The organism is Nocardia sp. NPDC055029 (assembly GCF_053608525.1).
In genome coordinates this window covers 107,888-129,393 of record NZ_JBSGVQ010000016.1, presented here as the reverse complement: position 1 = coordinate 129,393, position 21,506 = coordinate 107,888, and the positions used below count along the sequence as shown (strand labels likewise).

The 21,506-nt window shown below is 69.9% G+C and carries 21 protein-coding genes; 5 read left to right on the top strand and 16 right to left on the bottom strand.

Going from position 1 to position 21,506, the window contains the following annotated elements:
* Positions 1-243 precede the first annotated feature (243 nt).
* Together ACWF9G_RS16705 and ACWF9G_RS16700 are read left to right on the top strand one after the other, a co-directional pair.
* Complete coding sequence (locus ACWF9G_RS16705) at positions 244-633, top strand: DUF4189 domain-containing protein (protein WP_379308932.1); 390 nt, start codon at positions 244-246, stop codon at positions 631-633.
* Between the two features lie 55 nt (positions 634-688).
* Positions 689-1,240 (top strand): hypothetical protein, encoded by a 552-nt coding sequence (locus ACWF9G_RS16700; RefSeq protein ID WP_452516208.1) that lies wholly within the window; start codon positions 689-691, stop codon positions 1,238-1,240.
* Positions 1,241-1,302: 62 nt separating this feature from the next.
* Here the strand turns inward: ACWF9G_RS16700 and ACWF9G_RS16695 are convergent, their stop codons facing one another.
* Together ACWF9G_RS16695 and dapA are read right to left on the bottom strand one after the other, a co-directional pair.
* A complete protein-coding gene (locus ACWF9G_RS16695) occupies positions 1,303-3,342 on the bottom strand; it encodes an RNase J family beta-CASP ribonuclease (RefSeq protein ID WP_452516207.1) in 2,040 nt (679 codons plus the stop codon).
* Positions 3,339-4,247, bottom strand: coding sequence for a 4-hydroxy-tetrahydrodipicolinate synthase (gene dapA / locus ACWF9G_RS16690; protein WP_379308935.1), 909 nt, complete (start codon positions 4,245-4,247; stop codon positions 3,339-3,341). The genes ACWF9G_RS16695 and dapA overlap by 4 nt, the downstream gene beginning before the upstream one ends.
* A 149-nt stretch (positions 4,248-4,396) precedes the next feature.
* Here dapA and ACWF9G_RS16685 point away from each other — a divergent pair, with 149 nt between their 5' ends.
* The gene (locus ACWF9G_RS16685; protein WP_452516205.1) at positions 4,397-4,843 is read left to right on the top strand and encodes a hypothetical protein; all 447 of its coding nucleotides are present in this window, start codon (positions 4,397-4,399) and stop codon (positions 4,841-4,843) included.
* A gap of 10 nt (positions 4,844-4,853) precedes the next feature.
* Here the strand turns inward: ACWF9G_RS16685 and ACWF9G_RS16680 are convergent, their stop codons facing one another.
* The 11 genes from ACWF9G_RS16680 to ACWF9G_RS16630 form a co-directional block, all read right to left on the bottom strand.
* Positions 4,854-6,053, bottom strand: coding sequence for a winged helix-turn-helix domain-containing protein (locus ACWF9G_RS16680; protein WP_452516204.1), 1,200 nt, complete (start codon positions 6,051-6,053; stop codon positions 4,854-4,856).
* Between the two features lie 40 nt (positions 6,054-6,093).
* Positions 6,094-7,119 carry a hypothetical protein gene (locus tag ACWF9G_RS16675; RefSeq protein WP_379308938.1) on the bottom strand — a complete coding sequence of 342 codons (1,026 nt, stop codon included), beginning with the start codon at positions 7,117-7,119 and terminating at the stop codon, positions 6,094-6,096.
* Positions 7,112-8,335 carry a sensor histidine kinase gene (locus tag ACWF9G_RS16670; RefSeq protein WP_452516202.1) on the bottom strand — a complete coding sequence of 408 codons (1,224 nt, stop codon included), beginning with the start codon at positions 8,333-8,335 and terminating at the stop codon, positions 7,112-7,114. Before ACWF9G_RS16670 ends, ACWF9G_RS16675 begins: the two co-directional genes overlap by 8 nt.
* Positions 8,332-9,006: a response regulator gene (locus ACWF9G_RS16665; RefSeq protein ID WP_379308940.1), complete on the bottom strand. Its 675-nt coding sequence runs from the start codon at positions 9,004-9,006 to the stop codon at positions 8,332-8,334. Before ACWF9G_RS16665 ends, ACWF9G_RS16670 begins: the two co-directional genes overlap by 4 nt.
* Before the next feature lie 144 nt (positions 9,007-9,150).
* Entirely contained in the window at positions 9,151-10,212 is a 1,062-nt protein-coding gene (locus ACWF9G_RS16660) for an SDR family oxidoreductase (protein ID WP_452516201.1), read from the bottom strand.
* Between the two features lie 147 nt (positions 10,213-10,359).
* Positions 10,360-11,811, bottom strand: a complete 1,452-nt coding sequence (locus tag ACWF9G_RS16655; protein ID WP_452516225.1) for a serine hydrolase domain-containing protein — start codon at positions 11,809-11,811, stop codon at positions 10,360-10,362.
* A gap of 86 nt (positions 11,812-11,897) precedes the next feature.
* The gene (locus tag ACWF9G_RS16650) at positions 11,898-13,328 is read right to left on the bottom strand and encodes an alpha/beta hydrolase (protein ID WP_452516199.1); all 1,431 of its coding nucleotides are present in this window, start codon (positions 13,326-13,328) and stop codon (positions 11,898-11,900) included.
* Between the two features lie 260 nt (positions 13,329-13,588).
* Complete coding sequence (locus ACWF9G_RS16645) at positions 13,589-14,041, bottom strand: flavodoxin family protein (RefSeq protein WP_379308942.1); 453 nt, start codon at positions 14,039-14,041, stop codon at positions 13,589-13,591.
* 25 nt (positions 14,042-14,066) lie between these two features.
* Positions 14,067-14,564 (bottom strand): hypothetical protein, encoded by a 498-nt coding sequence (locus ACWF9G_RS16640; RefSeq protein ID WP_379308943.1) that lies wholly within the window; start codon positions 14,562-14,564, stop codon positions 14,067-14,069.
* Positions 14,561-15,307 carry a 4-hydroxy-tetrahydrodipicolinate reductase gene (gene dapB, locus ACWF9G_RS16635; RefSeq protein WP_452516198.1) on the bottom strand — a complete coding sequence of 249 codons (747 nt, stop codon included), beginning with the start codon at positions 15,305-15,307 and terminating at the stop codon, positions 14,561-14,563. Before dapB ends, ACWF9G_RS16640 begins: the two co-directional genes overlap by 4 nt.
* Before the next feature lie 71 nt (positions 15,308-15,378).
* Positions 15,379-16,485, bottom strand: coding sequence for an alcohol dehydrogenase catalytic domain-containing protein (locus ACWF9G_RS16630; RefSeq protein WP_379308945.1), 1,107 nt, complete (start codon positions 16,483-16,485; stop codon positions 15,379-15,381).
* A gap of 135 nt (positions 16,486-16,620) precedes the next feature.
* Between ACWF9G_RS16630 and ACWF9G_RS16625 the strand changes: the two genes are divergently transcribed.
* On the top strand, positions 16,621-17,016 hold the full coding sequence (locus tag ACWF9G_RS16625; protein WP_452516223.1) for a VOC family protein: 396 nt from the start codon (positions 16,621-16,623) through the stop codon (positions 17,014-17,016).
* Positions 17,017-17,067: 51 nt separating this feature from the next.
* Here ACWF9G_RS16625 and ACWF9G_RS16620 read toward each other — a convergent pair whose 3' ends face one another.
* Positions 17,068-18,270, bottom strand: a complete 1,203-nt coding sequence (locus ACWF9G_RS16620) for an MFS transporter (protein ID WP_452516197.1) — start codon at positions 18,268-18,270, stop codon at positions 17,068-17,070.
* A 92-nt stretch (positions 18,271-18,362) separates the two neighbouring features.
* On the opposite strand from ACWF9G_RS16620, the gene ACWF9G_RS16615 reads away from it, so the two are divergent.
* A complete protein-coding gene (locus tag ACWF9G_RS16615) occupies positions 18,363-18,698 on the top strand; it encodes an ArsR/SmtB family transcription factor (RefSeq protein WP_452516196.1) in 336 nt (111 codons plus the stop codon).
* 11 nt (positions 18,699-18,709) lie between these two features.
* Here ACWF9G_RS16615 and ACWF9G_RS16610 read toward each other — a convergent pair whose 3' ends face one another.
* Together ACWF9G_RS16610 and ACWF9G_RS16605 are read right to left on the bottom strand one after the other, a co-directional pair.
* On the bottom strand, positions 18,710-19,891 hold the full coding sequence (locus tag ACWF9G_RS16610) for a tetratricopeptide repeat protein (protein WP_452516195.1): 1,182 nt from the start codon (positions 19,889-19,891) through the stop codon (positions 18,710-18,712).
* A gap of 221 nt (positions 19,892-20,112) precedes the next feature.
* Positions 20,113-21,444: a M16 family metallopeptidase gene (locus ACWF9G_RS16605; RefSeq protein WP_452516221.1), complete on the bottom strand. Its 1,332-nt coding sequence runs from the start codon at positions 21,442-21,444 to the stop codon at positions 20,113-20,115.
* Positions 21,445-21,506: the final 62 nt, after the last annotated feature.

The following is a 21,506-nucleotide window of genomic DNA, read 5'->3' as shown; positions in this document are numbered from 1 at the left end:
CCACCCCGGTTGCGACCGTGATCTCACCCGGATGCGCAGGTCGCGGGGCCCCGGTCAGGGCGGGAAAAGCTCGCCCGCGACCGCGTTTCGCGGTGTTCCGGCACCGGCGCGACCTGAGCAAAACCTTTCAGATCCCTTGTGATCAGCTCGAATCCGGGCGCCGCAGGTGGCGCGGAGGACGCAACGGTCGGTACGTTGTCACCCGGTCCACCAGGTTGTGGCCAGGAATACGAGGGGAATCAAGTGAAAAGAGTTTTCACCGGCGCGGTGGTCATGACCGCGACCATCGGCGCGCTGCTGGGCGGCCACATCGCGCCGGCCCAGGCGCAGGCCAGCAACTACGGCGCGCTCGCGCTCTCGCGTAACGGCGCGTCCAGCATCACCGCCAACTACGACAGTTACGCCGAGGCCGAGTCGGCCGCCATGGCGGGTTGCCAGCGCAGCGGCGGCGGTGCGGGCTGCGACGTGAAGATGTCGTGGCGCAACGGGTGTGGCGCGCTCGCCGAGTCGAGCCGCTCCTACAGCTGGGCCTCGGCGTCCTCGCTGCGGGCGGCCAAGCGCAACGCGATCAACGCCAACCGCGGCGCTGCCACCATCATCAACTGGAACTGCACCTCGGGCTACGAGCTCTGAGTCGCACCACCCGCCGGAAATGTCACTCCGGCGCCAATCTCAATTGGGGAGATCAGTGAACAACCGCATGTTCAAGACGGCGGTCGCCGTGACGGTGGCCGCCGCCGCGCTCGGCTTGACCGCGTGCAGCAGCAGCGACAGCGAGACCTCCGCGGGGGCGACCTCGACCACCGCGGGCGCCGCGTTCGAGGACGGCAAGAAGGTGGAGGGCACCCAGGAGGGTGACGCGCCGATGACCACCGCCGTGCCGGTGCTGCCCGCGCCGACGGTCGACGAGCTCAACGCCCGCCTGGACAAGGCCATGGCGGGTCAGCTGACCGCCGAGGAGAAGGCGACCTTCATCGAGGACGCCGAGCGCGACCCGAACCTGGTCGACAAGTTCGTCGAGGCGGCGAAGAAGAACAACGTCAAGGCCAAGATCACCAGCGTCGGCACGCCCGCCGACGGCAAGGTGAAGGCGCCCGCCGACGTCACCATCGACGGCACGCCGGTCCAGGGCGCGACCGTGGAGTTCGTGGCCTCCGAGGGCGGCTGGCGCGTGTCGCACGTGTTCACCTGCAACATCGTGAAGTCGGCCAAGCTCGACTCCGCGGCCTGCCAGGCCTGACGCGAGAGAAACGAAAACCGCCGGGCGACACTGTCACCCGGCGGTTTCGTGTTTCGCGTGGATCAGACGCCGATGACCGTCGGCACGATCATCGGGCGACGGCGGTAGGTGTCGGCGACCCAGCGGCCGACCACGCGCCGCACGCCCTGGGCGATGCGGTGGGTGTCGGTGATGCCCTCACCGGCCAGCCGCAGCAGCTCGGCCTCGACCAGTTCGTTCGCGCCGCTGAGCGCGGCCGGATCGTCGGAGAAGCCGCGTCCGTTGATCTCGGTGCTGACCGCCTTGCCGGTGGTCGCGTCGATGACGACGGTGATCGAGATGAAGCCGCCCTCTCCGAGGACCAGGCGGTCCGACAGGGTCGACTCGCCGACGTCACCGACCGAGAGGCCGTCGACGTAAACGTGCCCGACCGGCACCCGGCCGACGATGGAGGCGATGCCGTCGACCAGGTCGACCACCACGCCGTCCTCGGCCAGCACGACCCGTTCCTCGGGCACGCCGGTCGCCACCGCGAGCGCGGCGTTGGCGCGCAGGTGCCGCCATTCGCCGTGCACGGGCATGGCATTGGTCGGGCGGACCGCGTTGTACAGGTACAGCAGCTCACCCGCGGAGGCGTGGCCGGAGACGTGCACCTTCGCGTTCTGCTGGGTGATGACCGTCGCGCCGAGCCGGGCCAGCCCGTTGACCACCGCGAACACCGAGTTCTCGTTGCCGGGGATCAGCGAGGAGGCCAGCACGATCAGATCGTCGGCGCGGATGTTGATCTGGCGGTGGTCGCCGCGGGCCATCCGCGCCAGCGCCGAGAGCGGCTCGCCCTGGGAACCGGTGGAGATCAGCACCAGGCGGTTGCCGGGCAGGTTCGCGGCCGCGTCCAGGTCGACGACCACGTTGTCGGGCACCGTCAGGTAGCCCAGGTCCTGTGCGATCTGCATGTTGCGCACCATCGAGCGGCCGACGAAGCAGATCTTGCGGTTGTACTTCTGCGCCACGTCGACGACCTGCTGGATGCGGTGCACGTGACTGGCGAAGGAGGCGACGATGACGCGGTTGCGCGCCTTGCCGATGACGTTGTCGAGCACACCGCCGATCTCGCGCTCGGGGGTGACGAAGCCGGGGACCTCGGCATTGGTGGAATCAACCAGGAACAGGTCGACGCCCTCGTCGCCGAGGCGGGAGAAGCCGGCCAGGTCGGTGAGGCGGCCGTCGAGCGGCAGCTGGTCGAGCTTGATGTCACCGGTGTGCAGCACCACGCCCGCCGGGGTGCGGATGGCGACCGCGATGGCGTCGGGGATCGAGTGGTTGACCGCGAAGTACTCGCACTCGAACGGGCCGTGCACGGTGGTCTCGCCCTCGGCGACCTCCATGAGCTTGGGCTGCAGCCGGTGCTCGCGGCACTTGGCGGCGACCAGCGCGAGGGTGAACTTGGCGCCGATCACGGGGATGTCGGGGCGGTTGCGCAGCAGGAACGGCACCGCGCCGATGTGGTCCTCGTGACCGTGGGTGAGCACGATGGCGACGATGTCGTCCATCCGGTCCTCGATGGGCCGGAAGTCGGGCAGGATCAGGTCGACGCCGGGCTGCTGGTCCTCGGGGAACAGCACACCGCAGTCGACGATCAGCAGCTTGCCGTTGTACTCGAAAACGGTCATGTTGCGGCCGATTTCACCGATGCCGCCGAGCGCGAACACGCGCAGGCCATTCTTCGGCAGCTTCGGCGGAGCGCCGAGCTTGTCCTGAGCCGCCTTCTCGCGGGATTCGGCGGCCGGTGCGGCGCCACGACCGCGGCCACCGCCCTGGCGGCCACGGCCACCACCGCGGGCCTGCTGCGGCGGCGCCTGCTCGGCGGCGGGCTTGCTCTTGGCGCGGCGCGAACCGGCCTTCTTCGGCACGGTGACCTGTTCCTCGGCGACGCTGATCAGGTCGGTGCCCACCTCGGCCTCGCCGACCAGGTTCGCCTCGGCGACGATCTCGGCGACCGGCGTCGCGACCGGCTCGGGCTGCTTCGGGGCGGCCTGCGGCGGCGCGACCGGAGTGGGTTCGGGCGCGCCTGCGGCGCGGCTGGCGGAACGGCGACGGGGCTTGCGAGCGGCCGGTTCGGTCATGCCGACACCCCCGCGGCCTGCAGATCCAGCGCCAGCGCGTCGAGCTGCGCCTGCGTGGGCATCAGCTGCGGCAACCGAGGTTCACCCACCTCGACACCGAGCAATCGAAGAGCTCCCTTGCACATCGCCACACCTCCCAGGCGGGTCATGGCCGCGAACAGCGGCAACAGTGTCGCGTTGATCTCCCGTGCCCGGACCACGTCACCGGCGGTGTAGGCCTGGTGGATCTCGCGCAGGCGTTCGGGCACGAGATGACCGATCACGCTGATGAATCCGGTGGCGCCGACCGAGAGCCAGGGCAGGTTGAGCCCGTCGTCACCGGAGTAGAAGGCCAGGCCGGTGGTCGCGATGAGATCGGCGCCGGAGACCAGATCGCCCTTGGCGTCCTTCACCGCGACGATGTTCGGGTGATCGGCGAGCCGGCGGATCGTGTCGATGGCGATGGGCACCACCGACCGCGGTGGAATGTCGTAGAGGGTCACCGGCAGCGAGGTGGCGTCGGCGACCGCGGTGAAGTGCGCGATCAGGCCCTCCTGCGTGGGCCGCGAGTAGTACGGGGTCACGACAAGCAGGCCGTGCGCGCCGGCGTTCTCGGCGGCGCGCGCCAGCTCGAGCGAATGCGCGGTGTCGTAGGTGCCCGCGCCGGCGATCACGGTGGCGCGCTCGCCCACGGCGTCGACGACGGCGCGCAGCAGGTCGGACTTCTCCGATTCGGTGGTGGTCGGCGACTCACCGGTGGTGCCCGAGATGGCCAGCAGATCGACGCCGCGGTCGACCAGGCGCGCCGCCAGGGCTACACCGGCATCGATGTCGACCTTGCCCGCAGCGCTGAAGGGGGTCACCATCGCGACACCCACCGTGCCGGACGCGTGCAGCTCCGTTGGCGTCGATTCACCGTTCGTCATGGTCAGAAAGGCTACCCGGTCCCCAGTTGAGCCTCGACACCCTAGCGCCCGATCCGGCTGCCGGTGGGTGTTTTTCGCTGCCTGCCTGCTCGGATTGTGACATCATCGCCACTCTTGCGTGATGTCACCAATGACAGCACAATGATGTCATGGATCTGAACGCTCATACCGCGCAGCTGCGCGAGGAACTGATCGCCGCCGCTGCTCTCGGCGACGAGAAAACGCAGGCCACCGCCGCAGCCCTGGCCGCGGCGGTGGAGAGTTCGAGCCGGCTCGTGCTGCTCTCGGCGCTGTCGGAACTGGCCGCCGAGATCAGCACCGAGCTCGGCGACCGCACCGTGCACGTCCGCCTCGACGGCACCGAGGCGGTGGCCGACGTGCGCAAGAACACGCCGTCGGGCTCCGAGGAACCGCCGACCTTCGAGGAGATGACCGGCGACATCAGCCGGGTCACCCTGCGCCTGGTCGAACAGCTCAAGTCCAAGGCCGAGGAGGCGGCGGCGCAGAACGGGCAGTCGCTCAACTCCTGGCTCTCCGGCGCGGTCACCGGCGCGCTGCGTGACCAGATGCGCGGCCAGGGCCCGAAGGGCTGGTAACCGGACCCGCTCACAGCAGCGGAGCGAGGTCGCCGCGCTCGCCGACGACGACGTCGTCGAGTTCGAGCCAGTCCGCCATCTCCCGCAGCGCGCCACGCATCGCGTCCGCGGTCTCGGCGGTGGCGTAGCCGGGTTCGGCGAACGCGCCGGGTGCGAGCAGCCTGCCGCTGCCACGCTCGGCGCGCAGGTCGACGCGGCCTACCAGGCGGCCGTCGAGCAGGAACGGGAAGACGTAATAGCCGTGCACCCGTTTGGGTTCGGGCGTGTAGATCTCGATGCGGTAGTGGAAGTCGAAGATCCGCTGGGTGCGCGGCCGGAAGAAGATCAGCGGATCGAACGGGCACAGCAGGGCGGCGCCGGTGATCTTGCGCGGCGAGCTCGCCTCGGGGTGCAGGTAGGCCGGTGCGTCCCAGCCGTCGACGTCGACCGGGATCAGTTCGCCCGCGTCGACGAGGTCGGCGATCGCGGGCGCGGTCTGGCGGCGGTTCAGGCGGTAGTAGTCGCGCAGGTCGGTCTCGGTGCCGATGCCCAGCGCCCGGCTGGAGCGGCGCAGCAGCTCGCGCACGGCGTCGTCCTCGGTGATGTCGCGATCGCGGACGTCGGCCGGGACGACACGTTCGGTGAGGTCGTAGAGACGGGTGAAACCGGACCGGCGCGCGATGGACAGCTCCCCCGCGGCGAAGAGCTGCTCACAGATCATCTTGGTGTCGCTGAGGTTCCACCAGGTGCCTTTGGGGCGCGGCTTGTCCAGTTCCAGATGACGTTCGATCTCGCCCGCGCTCGCGGCGCCGACATCGGTGACGACATCGAGGATGTCCTTGCCCAGGGTCGGGTTCCGCTCGACGACCTTGCGCATGCCCGACCAGCGCCCGTTCCGGTATTCGGCCATCCGCCAGCGCATCAGCGGCCAGTCCGCGACCGGGATGAGCGCGGCCTCGTGCGCCCAGTACTCGACCAGGCCGCGGCGGGCCCGTGGGCTGTCGCTCCACGCCGCGCCCTCGAGCAGGCTGCGATCGTAGGGGCCGATCCGGCTGAACACCGGCGCGTAGTGCGCCCGCACCACCGCCGACACCGAATCCAGTTGCAGCAGACGGGTTCTGGCGACGACATCGAGGACGGCCCGTCGATTCGGCTTGGCCGGTCGGCGTTTACCGAAACCCTGCGCGGCCAGCGCGATCCGCCGGGCCGTCGCCACATTCATCCGCTGCATCTCCTCAGCCTGACACAGGGGTACGACAGGTTTCCCTGGCTCAGGTGGAGACCCGGACCACCCCCGCGGTGTCGATCTCGGTGCGCCGGTCCCCGGTCGGCGCCGCGGCCAGCACGGTCGCCACCCAGCGCCGCCCGATCGGCAGCACACGCACGGTGACGGTGCCCGCCTCGGCGGTGTCGAGTTCGCCGACGGCGGCGTCGATCACGTTGTGGCGCACCCAGGTCGGGACGCCGCGGAAACCGCCGTCGTCGAGCAGGGTCACCTCGACACCGCGGGATCGGGCGCCGCGCGCGGCGGCGCTGAGCCGTTCGGTCACCAGTTCCGGGGCGCGCAGTCCGTCGCGCAGTTCGGCTTCGAGCAGCCTGCACTGTTCGCGTTCGTCGCCGGTGAGCTGGGCGCCCTCGGCGATGCGCGCGAGGATCGGCCCGGCGACCTGGTCGAGCCTGGTCAGCTGCCGGTCGCGTTCGGCGGTGGCCGCGGTCAGTGCCGCCTCGGTCGCGGCGCGACGGTTGGCCTGGTCGCGCAGTTCCCGCAGCGAGCGCTGGGTGGGCCGCACGATCGCCATGAACACCGTCACCACGCCGACGGTGGCCACCGGAGTCAGGGCCCGCACCACGGTCTCCGGGTGCCAGGTGGTGAACACGCCCATGGTGACGAGCACCGTCGCGGCCGCGGCGACACCGAGCCAGGCAGGCAGGATCCGCCCGCGCAACACCAGCATGGCCAGCAGGTACGAAGTCGGGTAGGCGGTCCACAGCTGATGCGAGAAGCCGGTGGGGTTCTCGACCCACGGCACGGTCAGCGCCATCGCGGCGGGACCGGCGCAGGCGACGTAGGCGGTGGCGGGCCACGGCAGCGGGTCCACCGGGAAGACCAGCACCACCAGCGCGGCGACGGCCATCAGCACGAGGGCCGCGGCGGCCGGTACCGGCGGCACGATGTCGAAGTTCACCCGCAGGTACATGATGATGGTGGCCTCGAAGATCACCACGAACAGCCAGGCCATGCCGTCGCTGAGGCCGACCAGGTCGCGGACGCCGAACGGCAGATCCCGCTCAGCCATGACTACCCCACACCAGGGTGACCGCGGTGCCCGCGCCAGGGGCCGACTCCACGAAGGCCGCGCCACCGGCCAGGGTGCGCATCCTGCCGAGAATGCTGCCCGCGATCCCCATCCGGTCGGCCGGTATCCGGGCCGGGTCGAAGCCGGCGCCGTCGTCGGTGAGCACCACCCGGATGCCGCCGGTGGCGATGGTGATGGCGACCTCGCGCCGCACCTGCCTGCCCGCGACCCCGGCATGGCGCACGCTGTTGCGCACGGCTTCGCTGAGCGCGGCGCCGAGCACCTGCGCGGCTTCGAGCGGCAGGCACAGGTCCGCGCCGCGCCGCGAGGCCTGGACCGGCAGCTCGGGGTCGACCTCGCGCACGGCGGCGCGCACGAACTCCACGGCGGCGGCCGCGTCGAGATGGTCGAGTTCGGGTGCGCTGCGGGCCTGTTCGAGCTGTTCGAGCGTGCGCGCGGCCTGCTTGCGCAGCACCTGGGAGGGTTCCTGCTCGCGGGAGGCCTCCAGCAGCGTCGACAGGACCGCGTCGTGGATCAGCGCGGCGAACCGGGCGCCCTCGCGCTCGCGGGCCGCGGTCGCCGCGACCGTCGCCGCCCGCGAACGCTGCCGGACCGCTTCCCGGTCGACGCGTTCGGCGGCGGTCCGCGCGTAGACCACGCACCACAGGAACAGCGCGGCGACCCCGAGCGCCCTGGTGATGTCACCGAACAGCGCCCACGCCGAACTGTCGGGAACGACAGCGGCATTGGAGGCACTGGTCGCCACGGCCAGCACCGCGGCGAAACCCGCCGCCACCCGGCCCGACCAGGCGAGTCCACCCGCCATCACCCCGAGTACAAGCCCGCGATAGGGCCAGGACGCGAACGAACCGATCGTCACCACCGAGTACACCAGCGGGGTCGTCACCGTCGCGACGAGATAGCAGATCGCGGCCGCCCCGGCGACCCGGCGGATCGCGGTGACCGCCCCGCGCGCCGACACGATCGCCAGCGGCGCGAACAACAGGTACGCCGCCACCAGATGCACTTCGGGCCACACCGACCGGTTGAGCGGCTGGATCAGGACCGCGGGCAGCTCGAGAGTCATCACGATCATCGCGCCGACGCCGATCACGACCCCGAGCCTGCGCAGGATCTGATCGGTCGCCGCCCGCGAGAGCTCGGTGTCCACCGCGGCGGGCACCGGCGCGTGCGCGCGGGCCGCGGTGGTGGTCACGTGCGCTGCTGCCGTTCCGGCACGGGCAGCCACCCGTCCTCGACGGCCCGTTTGTACAGATCGGTCTTGGTGGGGGCCGGACGGCCCGCGTCGGCGTATTTCTGCCGGATGCGGCCCAGGTAGTCGTTGACGGTCTGTTCGGACAGCCCGGTCAGCCTGGCCACCCGCGACGCCTTCTCCCCCGAGGCGTACAGCATGAGCACTTCCTCCTGGCGCGGGCTGAGCCCGACGTCGGAGAGCTGCGGGTCGCCGTCGATCGCGGCGGCCCAGTCGGTGGTGACGACCTGTTCCCCGGAGGCGGCCCGGCGGACCGCCTCGACCACCGTCGCCACACTCTCGGACTTCCGCAGCACCCCGAGCACACCGGCCTTGGCGGCCGAGCGGACCAGGAACGCGTTGTCGGCGCCGGTGAACACCAGCACCTCGATGCCGCGTTCGCGCAGCGCGGTGACATTGTCCTCGGGGGTCGAGCCGTCGGGCAGGCGCAGGTCGAGCACCACCAGGTCCAGGGCGGCGTCGGTGGCGAGCAGCCCGGAAACGGTGTCGGCGGTCGCGACGAGATCCAGGTCGGGTTCGGGCCCGAGCATGGCCGCCAGCCCGATCGCCACGGACTCGTGGTCCTCGACCAGTCCGATCCGCCGCACCGCCGGAGTCTGCTGCAACTCGCTCACCGACCACTCCCCATCCTCGAACACCCATCCGCGGCCAGCCCGCGACCCGTTCGGTGTCGAGTTCTACCGCATCGGGGGCCCGCGTGTCAGCCCACCAGAATTCGGGGCCGCGGCGATCCGCCCACGTCGAGCCTGCTCGCCGCCTCAGCCGATCCGGCCGCGGCGCGACCACCGGCTCGGCGTCGGCGCCGCGACGATGCCGTGGGTGAGCAGGCTTTCCGCGGTGTCGAGGACCGATTGCCGGACGGGCAGAAAGGTGAGACCGAGCTCGGACTTCGCCTTCTCCGCGCTGACCCGCTCCTGCTTGCCCAAGGCGGGAACCACCCGTTTGACGGTGTCGTCGGTCAGCGCGGCGAGCTTGACCAGCCAGTCGGGCAGCGTCCGCGACGGCACGGCGAAGCCCCGCGGGCCGAACTCCGCGGCGAGGACGGCCGCCATCTCCCGCATCCACACGTGTTCTCCCCCGCAGATGTAGCGCTGCCCGCCCGCCTCGGGGGTTTCCATCGCGAGGCGATGGGCGCGCGCCAGGTCTCGGACATCCACGGTGGACCACCCCACATCGAGCGATCCCGGAACCTTCCGGCCGAGCAGCCTGATCACCGGCTCGTGGGAAATGTTGGTCTGCGGGTGCAGCACCGGTCCCAGAATCATCGGCGGGTGCAGGGTCACCAGGTCGAACCCGAGCGCCGTCGGCGGCCGGTCGACGAAGTCCCGAGCGGCACGTTCGGCGAGAACCTTGCTCCTGTCGTAGCCGGTGAGCCGGTCCGGATCCGACCAGTCCTGTTCGGTGAACACCTTGTCCACGTCGTGGCCCTGGTTGACGGTCACGATCGACGAGGTGAGCACGACCCGTCGCACGGTCGGGCTCGCGGCGGCCGCGCGCAGCACCCGCAGGGTGCCCTCGACGGCGGCCTCGACCATGGCCTGCTCGGATTCCTTGCCGCCGTCGGGTATCGGCGAAGCCACGTGCAGGATGTAGTCGCAGCCCTTCACCGCGATATCCCAGCCGTCGTCGGAGGTCAGGTCCGCCTGCACGAACTCCACCGCACCACCGAGCCGTGCGGCGAGCTCCACCAGATGGGCACGCCTCCCGGCCGCGTCGAGTTCCCGCACGGTCGCCCTGACCTGATAGCCGTGCTCGAGCAACTCCCGAACGCAGTGCCCGGCCACGAATCCGGTGGCACCGGTCACCAGCACGATCCCCATAGTCGATTCCCTTGTAGCTCACAGGGATTCGCTCCCCACCCCGATCGATTCGAGGCGGAGTCTACTGGTCACGACCGAGGTGTGCGCCCGAGTTCTACCGCATCGGGGGCCCGCATGTCAGCCCACCAGAATTCGGGGCCGCCGCGGTCATTGCCGTCGATACAGGCGTCCGTGACTGCGGAACCAGGCGATATTCCCGTCGTCGCCGCGGACGAAGTCGGATCGGGTGCCGATCGGTGTGCCGTCCGGCCCGAGGTCGAGACCGTAGTCGGGCCTGTAGAACGCGAGGCCGAGTTGCGCGCCGGCGTCCTCGTCGGGGTTCGTGCTGGGGTCTGCCCCGTCGCTCATGGTGCCGTGCAGGCGGCCGTCCCTGGCGACGAAGTCGATCGCGATCGACTCGAGGCTGCCCGTTTCGACGATCTGCTGGGTCGCGTAGCGCCCTTCGTAGGGTGCGAGCTCGCCCGCGCCGAGGAGCTGCGGCGTCGCGGGCAGATTGCCGACCCCGGCGAAACGCCGCAGTGCCCAATCGTCGGCGAACAGGTCGGTGAGCAGTTGCGCGCCGCCCTCGGAATTGGTGAGCGCGGTCATGGCGAAGCCGCGGCTGGGCACCAGGAAGAATCCGGAACGTTGGCCCGACCAGGTCCCGCCGTGCTGAACGATCGTCTCGTTCTCGGCGGAAGGGCGCAGCATCCAGGTCACACCCATGCCGGTGAGCTCGACCTGCAGCGTCCCACCGGCACCCGGGTTGGAACGCATGGCCTCGAGCGCCGGCCGGCTCATGAGGCGGGTACCGTCGGGTGCGGTGCCGTCGCCGAGGTGAAAACGCGCGTAGCGCATCTGATCCCGGACGCTCGAGATCAACGATCCGGTGGGGTTGCAGCTGCGCGGGAACTCCCAGAAACCCGTGTCCACCACCGGTTTGCCGTCGACCACGGTGTGGGAGGCGGCGATGTTCAAGCCGATGATCTGGTCGGAGAAGAACCGGGTACGGCTCAACTCCAGGGGGTCGAGCAGCAGATTCCGCACCGCCGCCTCGTACGTCGATCCGGTGACGACCTCGACGATCCGCCCCGCGACCACCAGTCCGGCGTTGTTGTAGGCGAAAACGCTGCCCGGCGGCGTCAGCTGCGGCAGGCGGGTCATCGAGGACACATAGCGAGCCAGCGCGTCGTCGCCGCGTCCGAAGTCCTGCAGGTCGTCGCCCAGCCAGCCGGAGGTGTGGTTCAGCAGCTGTCGCACGGTGACCTCGGAGCCGGCCGCCGGATCGGCGACCGCGAAGTCCGGCAGGTAGCGGCGCACCGGCGCGTCCAGCTCCACCGTGCCGTCGTCGATCAACCGCATCATGGCGGTGCCGGTGAATGTCTTTGTGGTGGAACCGATCCGGAACACCGTGTCCGCGTCGACCGGCACCGGGTGGTCGACATTGGTGACGCCATACCCCCTGATGTATTCCTGTCCGCCTGCCAGGACTCCGACGGCGACGCCCGGAATCCCGTAGGACCGCATGCCCGCCTCGATCTTGGCGTCGAGTTCGCCGAACGCGGAGTCCCCGGTGGTCGTCCCCGGGGCGGGCGAGGGCGTCGACGAACAGGACGACAGCGCGAGCAGCGCCGCGCCACCGACGGCACCACCGAGCACCGACCGTCGAGACACCGCGGTGGCGGCCGGTCCGGGACCGAACCGGGTCACGGCGGCGGGGGGTTGACGGCGTACGTGGGTGGTTGCGTCGAGCTGACGCAGCCGGTGTCGGGCTCGAGCGGATTCTCGTAGAACGAGACCGCGATCTGGGCCGCGCAGGGATCGACGTAGATGCCGTGTGCGACGCCGGGCACGGTCACCTCCGTGGAACGCGAAAGGTCCGCCGCGACATAGTGTCCCCATCGCGCCCCGGTCTGGCCGTCGTAGCTACCGGACAGCACCAATGTCGGGATATCGCTTTTCGTCACGTCGCGAATGGCGTCGGGGGCTTTCGGCACCCGCCACACCGCACACACTTCGCGAAGGAACGGCAATTGCGGCGCCTGCTCGCGCACCGAATCGGGAAAATCGGGGAAGGCTTCCGCTGCCATCCGGAGTTCGTCCTCGCGGGTCTCGAACGGCACCCATTCGCTACACCACACACTCAATGCCAGGCCCCAGCCGAACTTCCCGACCTTGGCGGGATCCGTCCAGACCATGGCCCAGATCTGCGCGATCCGTTCCGGCTTGCCCTCGGCCAACTCGTAGATCGCTGCGGGAAACTCCGCGGGAAAGTGGGTGGCCATCGGGACGAACCAGTTCAGCAGCGTGCCACCGTCGAGGACCACGGTGGTGTTCTTCCCGTGGACGTCGACGGTGGTCGTGATCGGCTCGGACTCGAGCTTGTTCACCATGTCGACGAATGTGTCTGCGAGGTCGGGGTAGGCAGCTTCGCACGGCGGTTGTGCATCACACGCCGCGGTCATGTTGTCGAAGGCTTCCCGCGCACTGGCCCAGGTCCACCCGAGGGCGGCGACCGACGGCGGCGTCACACCGTCCAGGACCACCGACCGGATTCCCTGCGGGTCCTGGCGCATGAAGACCAGCGCGAGGTCGGTGCCGTAGGAATGGGAATAGATATTCCACTGGTCTATCTCCAGCGCTGCCCGCAACTCCGCCAGATCGGAGGCCATTTCCATCGTGTTGAACGACGCCAAGTCCGTGCTACCTGAAAGCCGGTCGTAGCACGCCTCGGCCGCCGCCGAATTCTTGCTGCCGGTGCTGGGCGAGCCGAACACCAGACCCACTCGTTCGGCGTAGAACTCATCGATTTCCGGGCACGTCAGCGCCGGTTCCGCCGAGAGCGTGCCGCGAGCCGACATCAGGATCAGATCGCGATTTCGCCCGACACCATTCGGAATCGGCGGGTCCAGGATCGCATCATTACCCGGCCCGCCGGTCAGAAACACGATCGGATCCGGCTCCGCGGGCTGAATTTCCGCCGGAATTCTCACCACCGGCAACCGGACGGTGCCCTGGCCGGTGGTGCGATTCGCCGGCACCTCCATGGTCCAGCACTGCGCGTCCGTCAGCTCCGACGAATCCGGGCAGTCACGCGGCTCCAGTTTCGCCGGCGCGTGGGCCGCTGTCGTCGGCATCGTCGCAGGCTGTGCGGTGTCCGGCGGCGAACTCGAGGTGCCGCAGGCCGCCATCATCACGGTCGACGCCACGGCGAGACAGACTGTCCACTCGCGGCGCACACAGCGCGCCGGACGAGCGCTGACGGGGATCGAGCCAGGGATCCGCACACCACACATCTTCGCACCGAAGCGATCGCTCCACGCAGCTGCAACGCCGAAGTTCGCCGGTGATCGCCACCTTGCCGAGTCCTGGAATCAGGCGGGTTCCCGCCGTCCGCTCAGCCCATCAGCTGGGCCGCGACAGTCGCGCCCAACTCCCAGCACGCTTCGATATCGGCCTTGGGCGGCTTGCCCGACACCACCACATCGTCGGCCGCCTTCACCCAGCCGAGGCCGGTCGTGATCGACGTGATGGCCCGCTGGGCTCCCTCGGCACCCTGATTCGCATGGATGTAGACGCCGAACGGGCGGCCGCGCGTCGAGTCGAGGCACGGGTAGTAGATGTTGTCGAAGGCGACTTTGAGGGCGCCGCTCATGTATCCGAGGTTGGCCGGGGTGCCGAGAATGTAGCCGTCCGCCGCCAGGACATCCGTCGGAGAAACCGACAGCGCGGGCCGCCGGACAACGTCAACGCCCTCGATCTCGGGGTCGGTCGCGCCGGAGACGACCGCCTCGAACATCTCCTGCATGAACGGCGACGGAGTGTGATGAATGATCAGCAGGTTCGGCACTCCGCCAGCCTATTCGACGTGTGGTCTACGACTCCCGTTCCAGCTTCTCCAGTGCCACCGCGCGGCGCATGGTCTCGCGGGCGCGGGTGCGGTCGCCCGCGTAGTCGTAGGCGCGCGCCAGCCGGTAGGACGACCGCCAGTTGTCCGGGTCGGCTTCCCATTCGGTCTTGATCTGGGCGAACAGCGCGTCGGCCGCCTCGCGTTCGACGCGGCCGGAGGGACGTCGCGGCAGCTGCGAGGTGTCGACCTCGAGTCCCTCCTCGTCCATGCGGCGGGCCAGGTGCTGATGGGCCAGCGCCGCCTGCAGCGTCGTCCACACGATCCACACGCCGACCATCGGCAGCAGCAGCATGCCGATGCCGATCGCGATACCGGCGAAGCCGCCGTCGGCGATGTAGGCGATGGCGAGCCCGCCGAGGCGGATGAAGTAGTAGATCAGCGCCAGCACCAGGAACGCCACCAGCGCGACGATTTTCACGACCTGCCGATCAGGTCGCCGCGCGGCGGGTTCGGGTGCGCTCACAGATCCAGGAAGGGGTCGAGTCCCACGGTCAGGCCGGGGCGCCCGGCGATCTCGCGGACGCCGAGCAACACGCCCGGCGCGAAGGAGTTCCGGTCGATGGAGTCGTGGCGGATCGTCAGAGTCTCGCCCTGGGTGCCGAACAGCACCTCCTGGTGGGCGACGAGCCCGGCCAGGCGCACCGAGTGCACCCGCACCCCGTCGACGTCGGCGCCGCGGGCACCCTCGAGTTCAGTGGTGGTGGCATCGGGGCTGAGCCCGACGCCCGCCTCGGCGCGGGCCGCGGCGATCAGCGCGGCGGTGCGGTAGGCGGTACCCGAGGGCGCGTCGGCCTTGTTCGGATGATGCAGCTCGATGACCTCGACCGATTCGAAGAACCGCGCCGCCTGCTCGGCGAACCGCATCGACAGCACCGCGCCGATGGCGAAGTTCGGCGCGATCAGCACGCCGACCTCGGGACGCTGCGCCAGCCAGGACCGGACTTCGGCCAGGCGGGCCTCGTCGAAACCGGTGGTGCCGACGACCGCGTGGATCCCGTTCTCGACCAGGAACTTCAGATTCCCCATCACCACGTCGGGGTGGGTGAAGTCGACGACCACCTCGGCACCGGTCTCGGTGAACGTCGCCAGCGCGTCACCCTTGTCGACCTGCGCGACCAGCTCCAGATCGGCCGCCGCCTCCACGGCCGCGCAGATCGCCTGTCCGACCTTGCCGTGTGCTCCGAGCACTCCGACCCGAATGGTCACCCGTATCTCCTCGTCTCGCTGCTCACTTGCCGGCAAGCCTATCGAGCAGCGGCGGACTACCCGGCGCGAGGTCAGTCGAAGACGATCACCTGCCGCAGCGCCGCGCCCGCCGCGAGCTCGTCCATCGCCTCGTTGACCTGGTCGAGGCCGATCCGCGACGAGACGAGCCGCTCCAGCGGCAGCGTGCCCGCGCGCCACCGGCGCACGTATTCGGGGATGTCGCGCTCGGGCACGGCCGAGCCGAGGTAGCTGCCGATGATGGTGCGCCCCTGGGCGACCAGCGCCAGTGGAGAGATCGTCGCGGTGGCTGTCGGAGCGGGCAGGCCCACCGTCACGGTGACGCCACCGGGAGCTGTTGCGGCGACGGCGGTTTCGAAGGCGCGCACATTGCCCGCGGCCTCGATCACCACGTCGGCCTGCACGCCCTGCTCGGCGATCTCGCCTGGCGTGAACACGGCGGTGGCGCCGAATTCTCGTGCCAGCGCGAGCTTTTCGCCGACGGTGTCGACGGCGACGACCTCGCCGAGTCCGAGCGAGACCGCGACGAGCACCGCGGCCATGCCGACACCACCGAGCCCGACGACCATGATCCGGTCGCCCTGCACCGGTTTCGCCGCATTGAGCAGCGCCCCACCACCGGTGAGCACCGCGCAGCCGAGCACCGCGGCGATCTCCGGCGGGACGTCGTCGTCGACGGGAACCACCGACCGCCGGTCGACGACGGCATGGGTGGCGAACCCGGAGACACCGAGGTGGTGGTGCACCTCGGCACCGTCACGGCTCAGTCTGCGCCCGCCGCCGAGGAGCTCACCCGCGTTGTTGGCGACGCTGCCCGGACCACACGGGGTGCGCCCGTTGCTCGCACAGCCCGCGCAGTCACCGCAGCGTGGCAGGAACGTCATCACGACCCGCTGCCCCACCGCCACATCGTCGACGCCCGGCCCGACGGACTCGACGATGCCCGCCGCTTCGTGGCCGAGCAGCATGGGCACCGGGCGCACCCGATTACCGTCGACCACCGACAGATCCGAATGGCACAGTCCCGCCGCCTCGATCCGGACCAGCAGCTCACCCGCACCCGGCTCGGCCAATTCCAGCTCACACACGGTGATCGGCTGCGACGCGGCGAACGGCGCCGGGTCGGCGATGCGTTCCAGGACGGCTCCACGAATCCTCATGGCGCGAACCTACCGCGAAACGGCCATTGCGAGACCGCGGATTCGGCGCTAAATTCGTTCGCGGTGATGGTGCTCCTGTCGGCCGCCTCGTACCGTGCCCAGGGTCGGCGCCATCACGAACCTAGGAGAAATCCCCTGTCAGTACAGTTCAATCACACCATTGTCGGTTGCCGCGATAATAGGGAAACCGCCGAATTCTGGGCGGACATCCTCGGGTTGGACATAGGAAAGGAGTGGGGTCCGTTCATTCCGATCCCGCTCGACAACGGCGTCACCTTCGATTTCGCCCGGGTGCCGCCGCATGCTTCCGAAATCCAGCCGCAGCATTACGCATTCCTCATCTCGGAGGCCGAGTTCGACGCGGCCTACGCCAAGATCCAGCGCTACAAGCTGGACCATTGGGCTGATCCGCAGCAGCACGGAGTGAACGAGATCAACCACAACGACGGCGGTCGCGGAGTCTATTTCCTCGACCCCAACGGGCACTTCCTGGAGATGATCACCGTCCCGTACGGTGGCTGGCCCTCGTAAGACGCCATGACACCGGCCGGTCCGCATCCCGCGGACCGGCCGGTTTTGTCGTTATCGCGCGCCAGCCCGGCTGCCGCGCAGTCCGAGCAACGCGGCCAGTACGCACGCCACCGCGACGATCACGATGAACCAGGGAAACACGGTCGCCAGGCCCCAGGTGGTCGCTGCCCAGCCCGCCGCCAGCGTCGGCAACGCCATCGCGGAATAGGCGAGCAGGTAATAGGCCGACATGGTCTCCCCGCGCCGATGCGGCGGCACGACTTCCGACAGGTGACGCAGCGAACCACCGAACCCGAGCCCGAAGGTGGCGCCGAGCACGAGCCCGGCGATCAGCACCGCGACCGGTTGCCTGGTAGCCAGTGCGGGCACCGTGGCCAGCAGTGCGGCCGCCATCCCGAGGTCGCCGATGATCGCGGCCCGCCGCGCCGGAATCCGGGTGGCGAAGAGCTGGACCATGGCGGCGGCGAACGCGGTGCTGGCCACCACCACCCCGCCGAACAGCAGATTGTGCACCCCGGTCTCGGCCGCGGCCAGCGACGGATACAGCGACAGCAGCACACCCAGCACCGACCAGGCCGCCATCACACCGATCGCGGAGAACCAGAAATCAGCCCTGATCTCGTGCGGCACAGCGGGTTTCGCGATGGTGATGCGCCCCTTCACCCGGGCGGTGTGCGGTTCACGCAGCGCGAGCATGCCCGCGGCGACGGCCAGGCAGACCACCGCGATCACCACATACGGCGTGCGCAACGGCGAGGGCGCGTACTGCGCCAGCGCGGCCGACCCCAGCACGGCGACCGCCATGCCGACATTGAACGCCACGCCGCTGAGCTGCCCGGAGCGCGCGCCATGTTCGGGCCGCAGATCGAGCAGGGCCGCGGCGCCCGCCACGACGGTGGCGCCGACCGCAGCGCCGTGCAGCGCCCTGGCCAGCAGCAGCATCGACACCGAATCGGCGAGCAGGAACGCGACCAGCCCGAGGATCATGGTGACGAACGCGCCGACGATCACCGGCTTGCGCCCCACCACATCCGACACCCGGCCCGAGACCAGCACCGCGCCGAGGGCGGCCACCGCGTACACGGCGAACACCATGGTGGTGGTGAGCGGCGAGAGATGCCACTCGGTCTCGTAGATGCCGTAGAGCGGGGCGGGCGCCCCCGAGACGCCGAGCGCCACCCCGGTCGCGGCGAGCACCAGCCCGTACGCCCAGCGCTGCCCGGCTTCGACCGGCGCCATCGTTGTCGCTGCCATGGCGGCCCCCATCAGGTGAGTTTGATAACCATCGAACGGCTCCGACACTACGCCGAGTATGATGGCTATCAAACCCCGGAGTGAGGTAGATCATGACTCAGGCTAATGGTCACGCCGCGGCGCCGACCCTACCGGTCGCGGCGCTGCCCGCTGTCCTGGGTGCGCTGCACGATCCGGTACGGCTGGAGATGGTGCGCCGCCTCAGCAATGCGGCCGAGCCGCTGCGCTGCGCGGCGCTCTACGACGCGATCAACAAATCCACGGCGACCCACCACTTCAAGATCCTGCGCGAGGCGGGCCTGATCGAGCGCCTGACCATCGACGGCCAGACCTACCAGCGCCTGCGCGCCGACGCCGTCGAGGACGCCGTCCCCGGCCTGCTCCCCTCGATCGTCGAGGCCGCCAATCGCGCGCATCGCGAGGAGTAGGACCGGTCCGCTCAGCGGTCGGTGGTCGACGGCGGTGCGACGGTAGTACTCGGCCGCTTCGGCGGTGTCGGCAACAGCCGGCTCGGAATCGTCGGGAGCGTCGGGAGCGGTCGCCGCGAGGTCGGCGGCGCGGGCACGTCCACCAGGTCTCGCCCGCGCACCTCGCCCTCGACGATCTCGCCGCCACCCCACCACACGGCGGCACCGGCCACGACCAGCAGCGCGAGTACGCACGCCACGATCGCGGGCATCCGGCGATAGCTCCCTCGCTCCCGCCAGATCGCGATCACCCCTTCGAGCACGACGGTGGCCAGCACGATGCCGAGCACCGCGAGCAGGACACCGAGCAGCGCCGGCTGACGCGCCCATCCCCGCCCCAGTACAGCGATGACGAGCAGCGGCACCCCGAGCAGCGCGGATCCGATGAGCATCCCGAACGCGAAGTCGAAGGCGTCACCGGGAGAGGGATCGTCCCGACTGCGCTGCTGCCACGCGGTGAAGAGCAGCAGATGTCCGAAGGCCGCACCGAACGCGCCGAGCACCACACACCACCCACCCAGCCGGACGAGTTCGACGTACTGCGACCGCATCGCGATGGCGCCGAGGTCGGCGATCAGTCCGGCCCCGCCCACCGACAGCAGTGCGAACAGCGGCCGCGGCCGCATCACCCTGGCCCGCAGGTAGCCGGCGGGGAGTTGCTTGCGCAGCTTGCGGAACACCCCGTACCAAGCCAGCGGCAACGCCACGAACAGCACCGGTGACAGCACGCGCAACCCGCCCGCGGGGATCCACATCGTCGCGAAGGCGAGGCAGGCCGCGAACGCCCACACCCACGCGGCCAAACGCATCAGCGCCCGCCAGTGCACCTCGGCGAGGAGCCGGCGAGCCTTGGTGTCGGTCGGGGTCCGGGCGAGCACTCCGCGCAGGATCGCGACGGCCGCGGCCCGGCCGCCGTCGACGCCACCGAATTCCAGTCTGGCCTGCCTATGCAGCAGGTCGGTGTGGGTGGGGTCGATAGCAAGGCCCGCCGTCACGTGCCGCCGGACCGCGTCGAGGTCGGTCAGATGCTGGTAGATCTCGGCTGCTGAGCAGTGGACATCGGCGTCGTCGGGCATGAGGGTGACCGCTTCGGCCAGCGCTGCCCGCGCCCGTGTCTCGTCGGGTTCGGGCCCGTAGGCGAGCAGCCACGCCATCAGCAGCAATGCCGGCGCGTCGTGTGGACTCAGCCGCCAGCAGTTCCGGGTCGTCGGGCGCCGTCGCCAACGCCGTTCCCAGAATCCGCCGAGCCTCCTCGACCTTCCCGATCTCCTTGGCCACCCTGGCCCGTTCGATCGCCGCCTGTACCGGCACGACCCCTCCCCTCCCCTGTGCGGTCATCCGCGTGCAGAGTACCGGCCCATCGGGGTCGAAAAGATCAGTGCTCCACCAGTTTGCGCACCGAGGCCGGCAGGTCGCGGGTGCGCCGGTACGGACCAGCCACGGCCGCGCCGTAGGGCCGGGCGAGCAGGGTGCGGGCGATCGCGCTGACCTCCTCGGTGGTGACGGCGTCGATGCGGGCCAGGGTCGCCGAGACGCTGCGGTGGTTGCCGTAGCTGAGTTCGCTGCGCCCGATGCGGTTCATCCGGGAGGCGGAGTCCTCGAGCCCGAGGACCAGACCGCCGCGCAACGAGCCTTTGGCGCGGGCGCATTCGGCGTCGGTGACCCCGTTGGCCGCCACGTCGACGAGCACGTCGCGCGCCAATGTCGCGACCTGGGCGAGGTTTTCGGGCTGGCAGCCGAGGTAGACGGAGAACGCGCCGGTGTCGGCGAAGGTGTCCACGCTCGAGTACACCGAGTACGCCAGCCCGCGCTCTTCCCGGATGCGCTGGAACAGGCGGGAACTCAGGCCGCCGCCCACGATGGTGTTGAGCACCGACAGCGGCCAGCGCTGCTGTCCTTCGTGCCTGCCGAACGCGCGCACACCGAAGACGAGGTGGGTCTGTTCGCTGTCGCGGTTGATCCGGACCAGGCTCGGCGCGGCCTGCGCGCGGAACTTGCCCTCGCGGCGCGGCGCCGGTTCGACCGCGGAGTCCAGGTGCGCGGCGAAGGCGCGGTGCACGAGTTCGACGGTGCGGTCGTGGTCGACGTTGCCCGCGACGGCGACGACCATCCGGTCGGGCCGGTAGCGGCGCTGGTGGAATCCGCGCAGCTGCGCGGCCTGCATGCCTTCGATGGATTCGACGGAGCCGATCACGGGTCGCCCGATCGGGTGGTCGCCGAACAGGGCGGTGAGGAAGGAGTCGGCGACCAGGTCCTCGGGATCGTCGTCGCGCATGGCGATCTCCTCGAGCACCACCTGGCGTTCCACGTCGACATCGACGGCCCGGCACAGCCCGTTGAGCACCACGTCGGCGACGAGTTCGACCGCCAACGGCAGGTCCTCGTCGATGACGTGGGCGTAGTAGCAGGTCTGTTCCTTGGCGGTGAACGCGTTGAGTTCGCCGCCGACGGCATCCATCGTCTGGGCGATGTCGAGCGCCGAGCGGGTGGGTGTCGCCTTGAACAGCAGGTGTTCGAGGAAGTGTGCCGCGCCGGCGACGGTGGGTCCTTCGTCGCGTGACCCCACGCCGACCCACACGCCGATGGAGGCCGAGCGCACGCCGGGGACGTGTTCGGTGACCACGCGCAGCCCGCCAGGGAGCACGGTGCGCCGCACACCACCGTCGGTGGAGACGTCGTCAGCGGTTTCGGTACTCGACTCGGTCAACTGTGGCTTCGTCACCCGATCCCACCGGACGGCTGTACTGACATGGGGTTCTCAACCTCTCG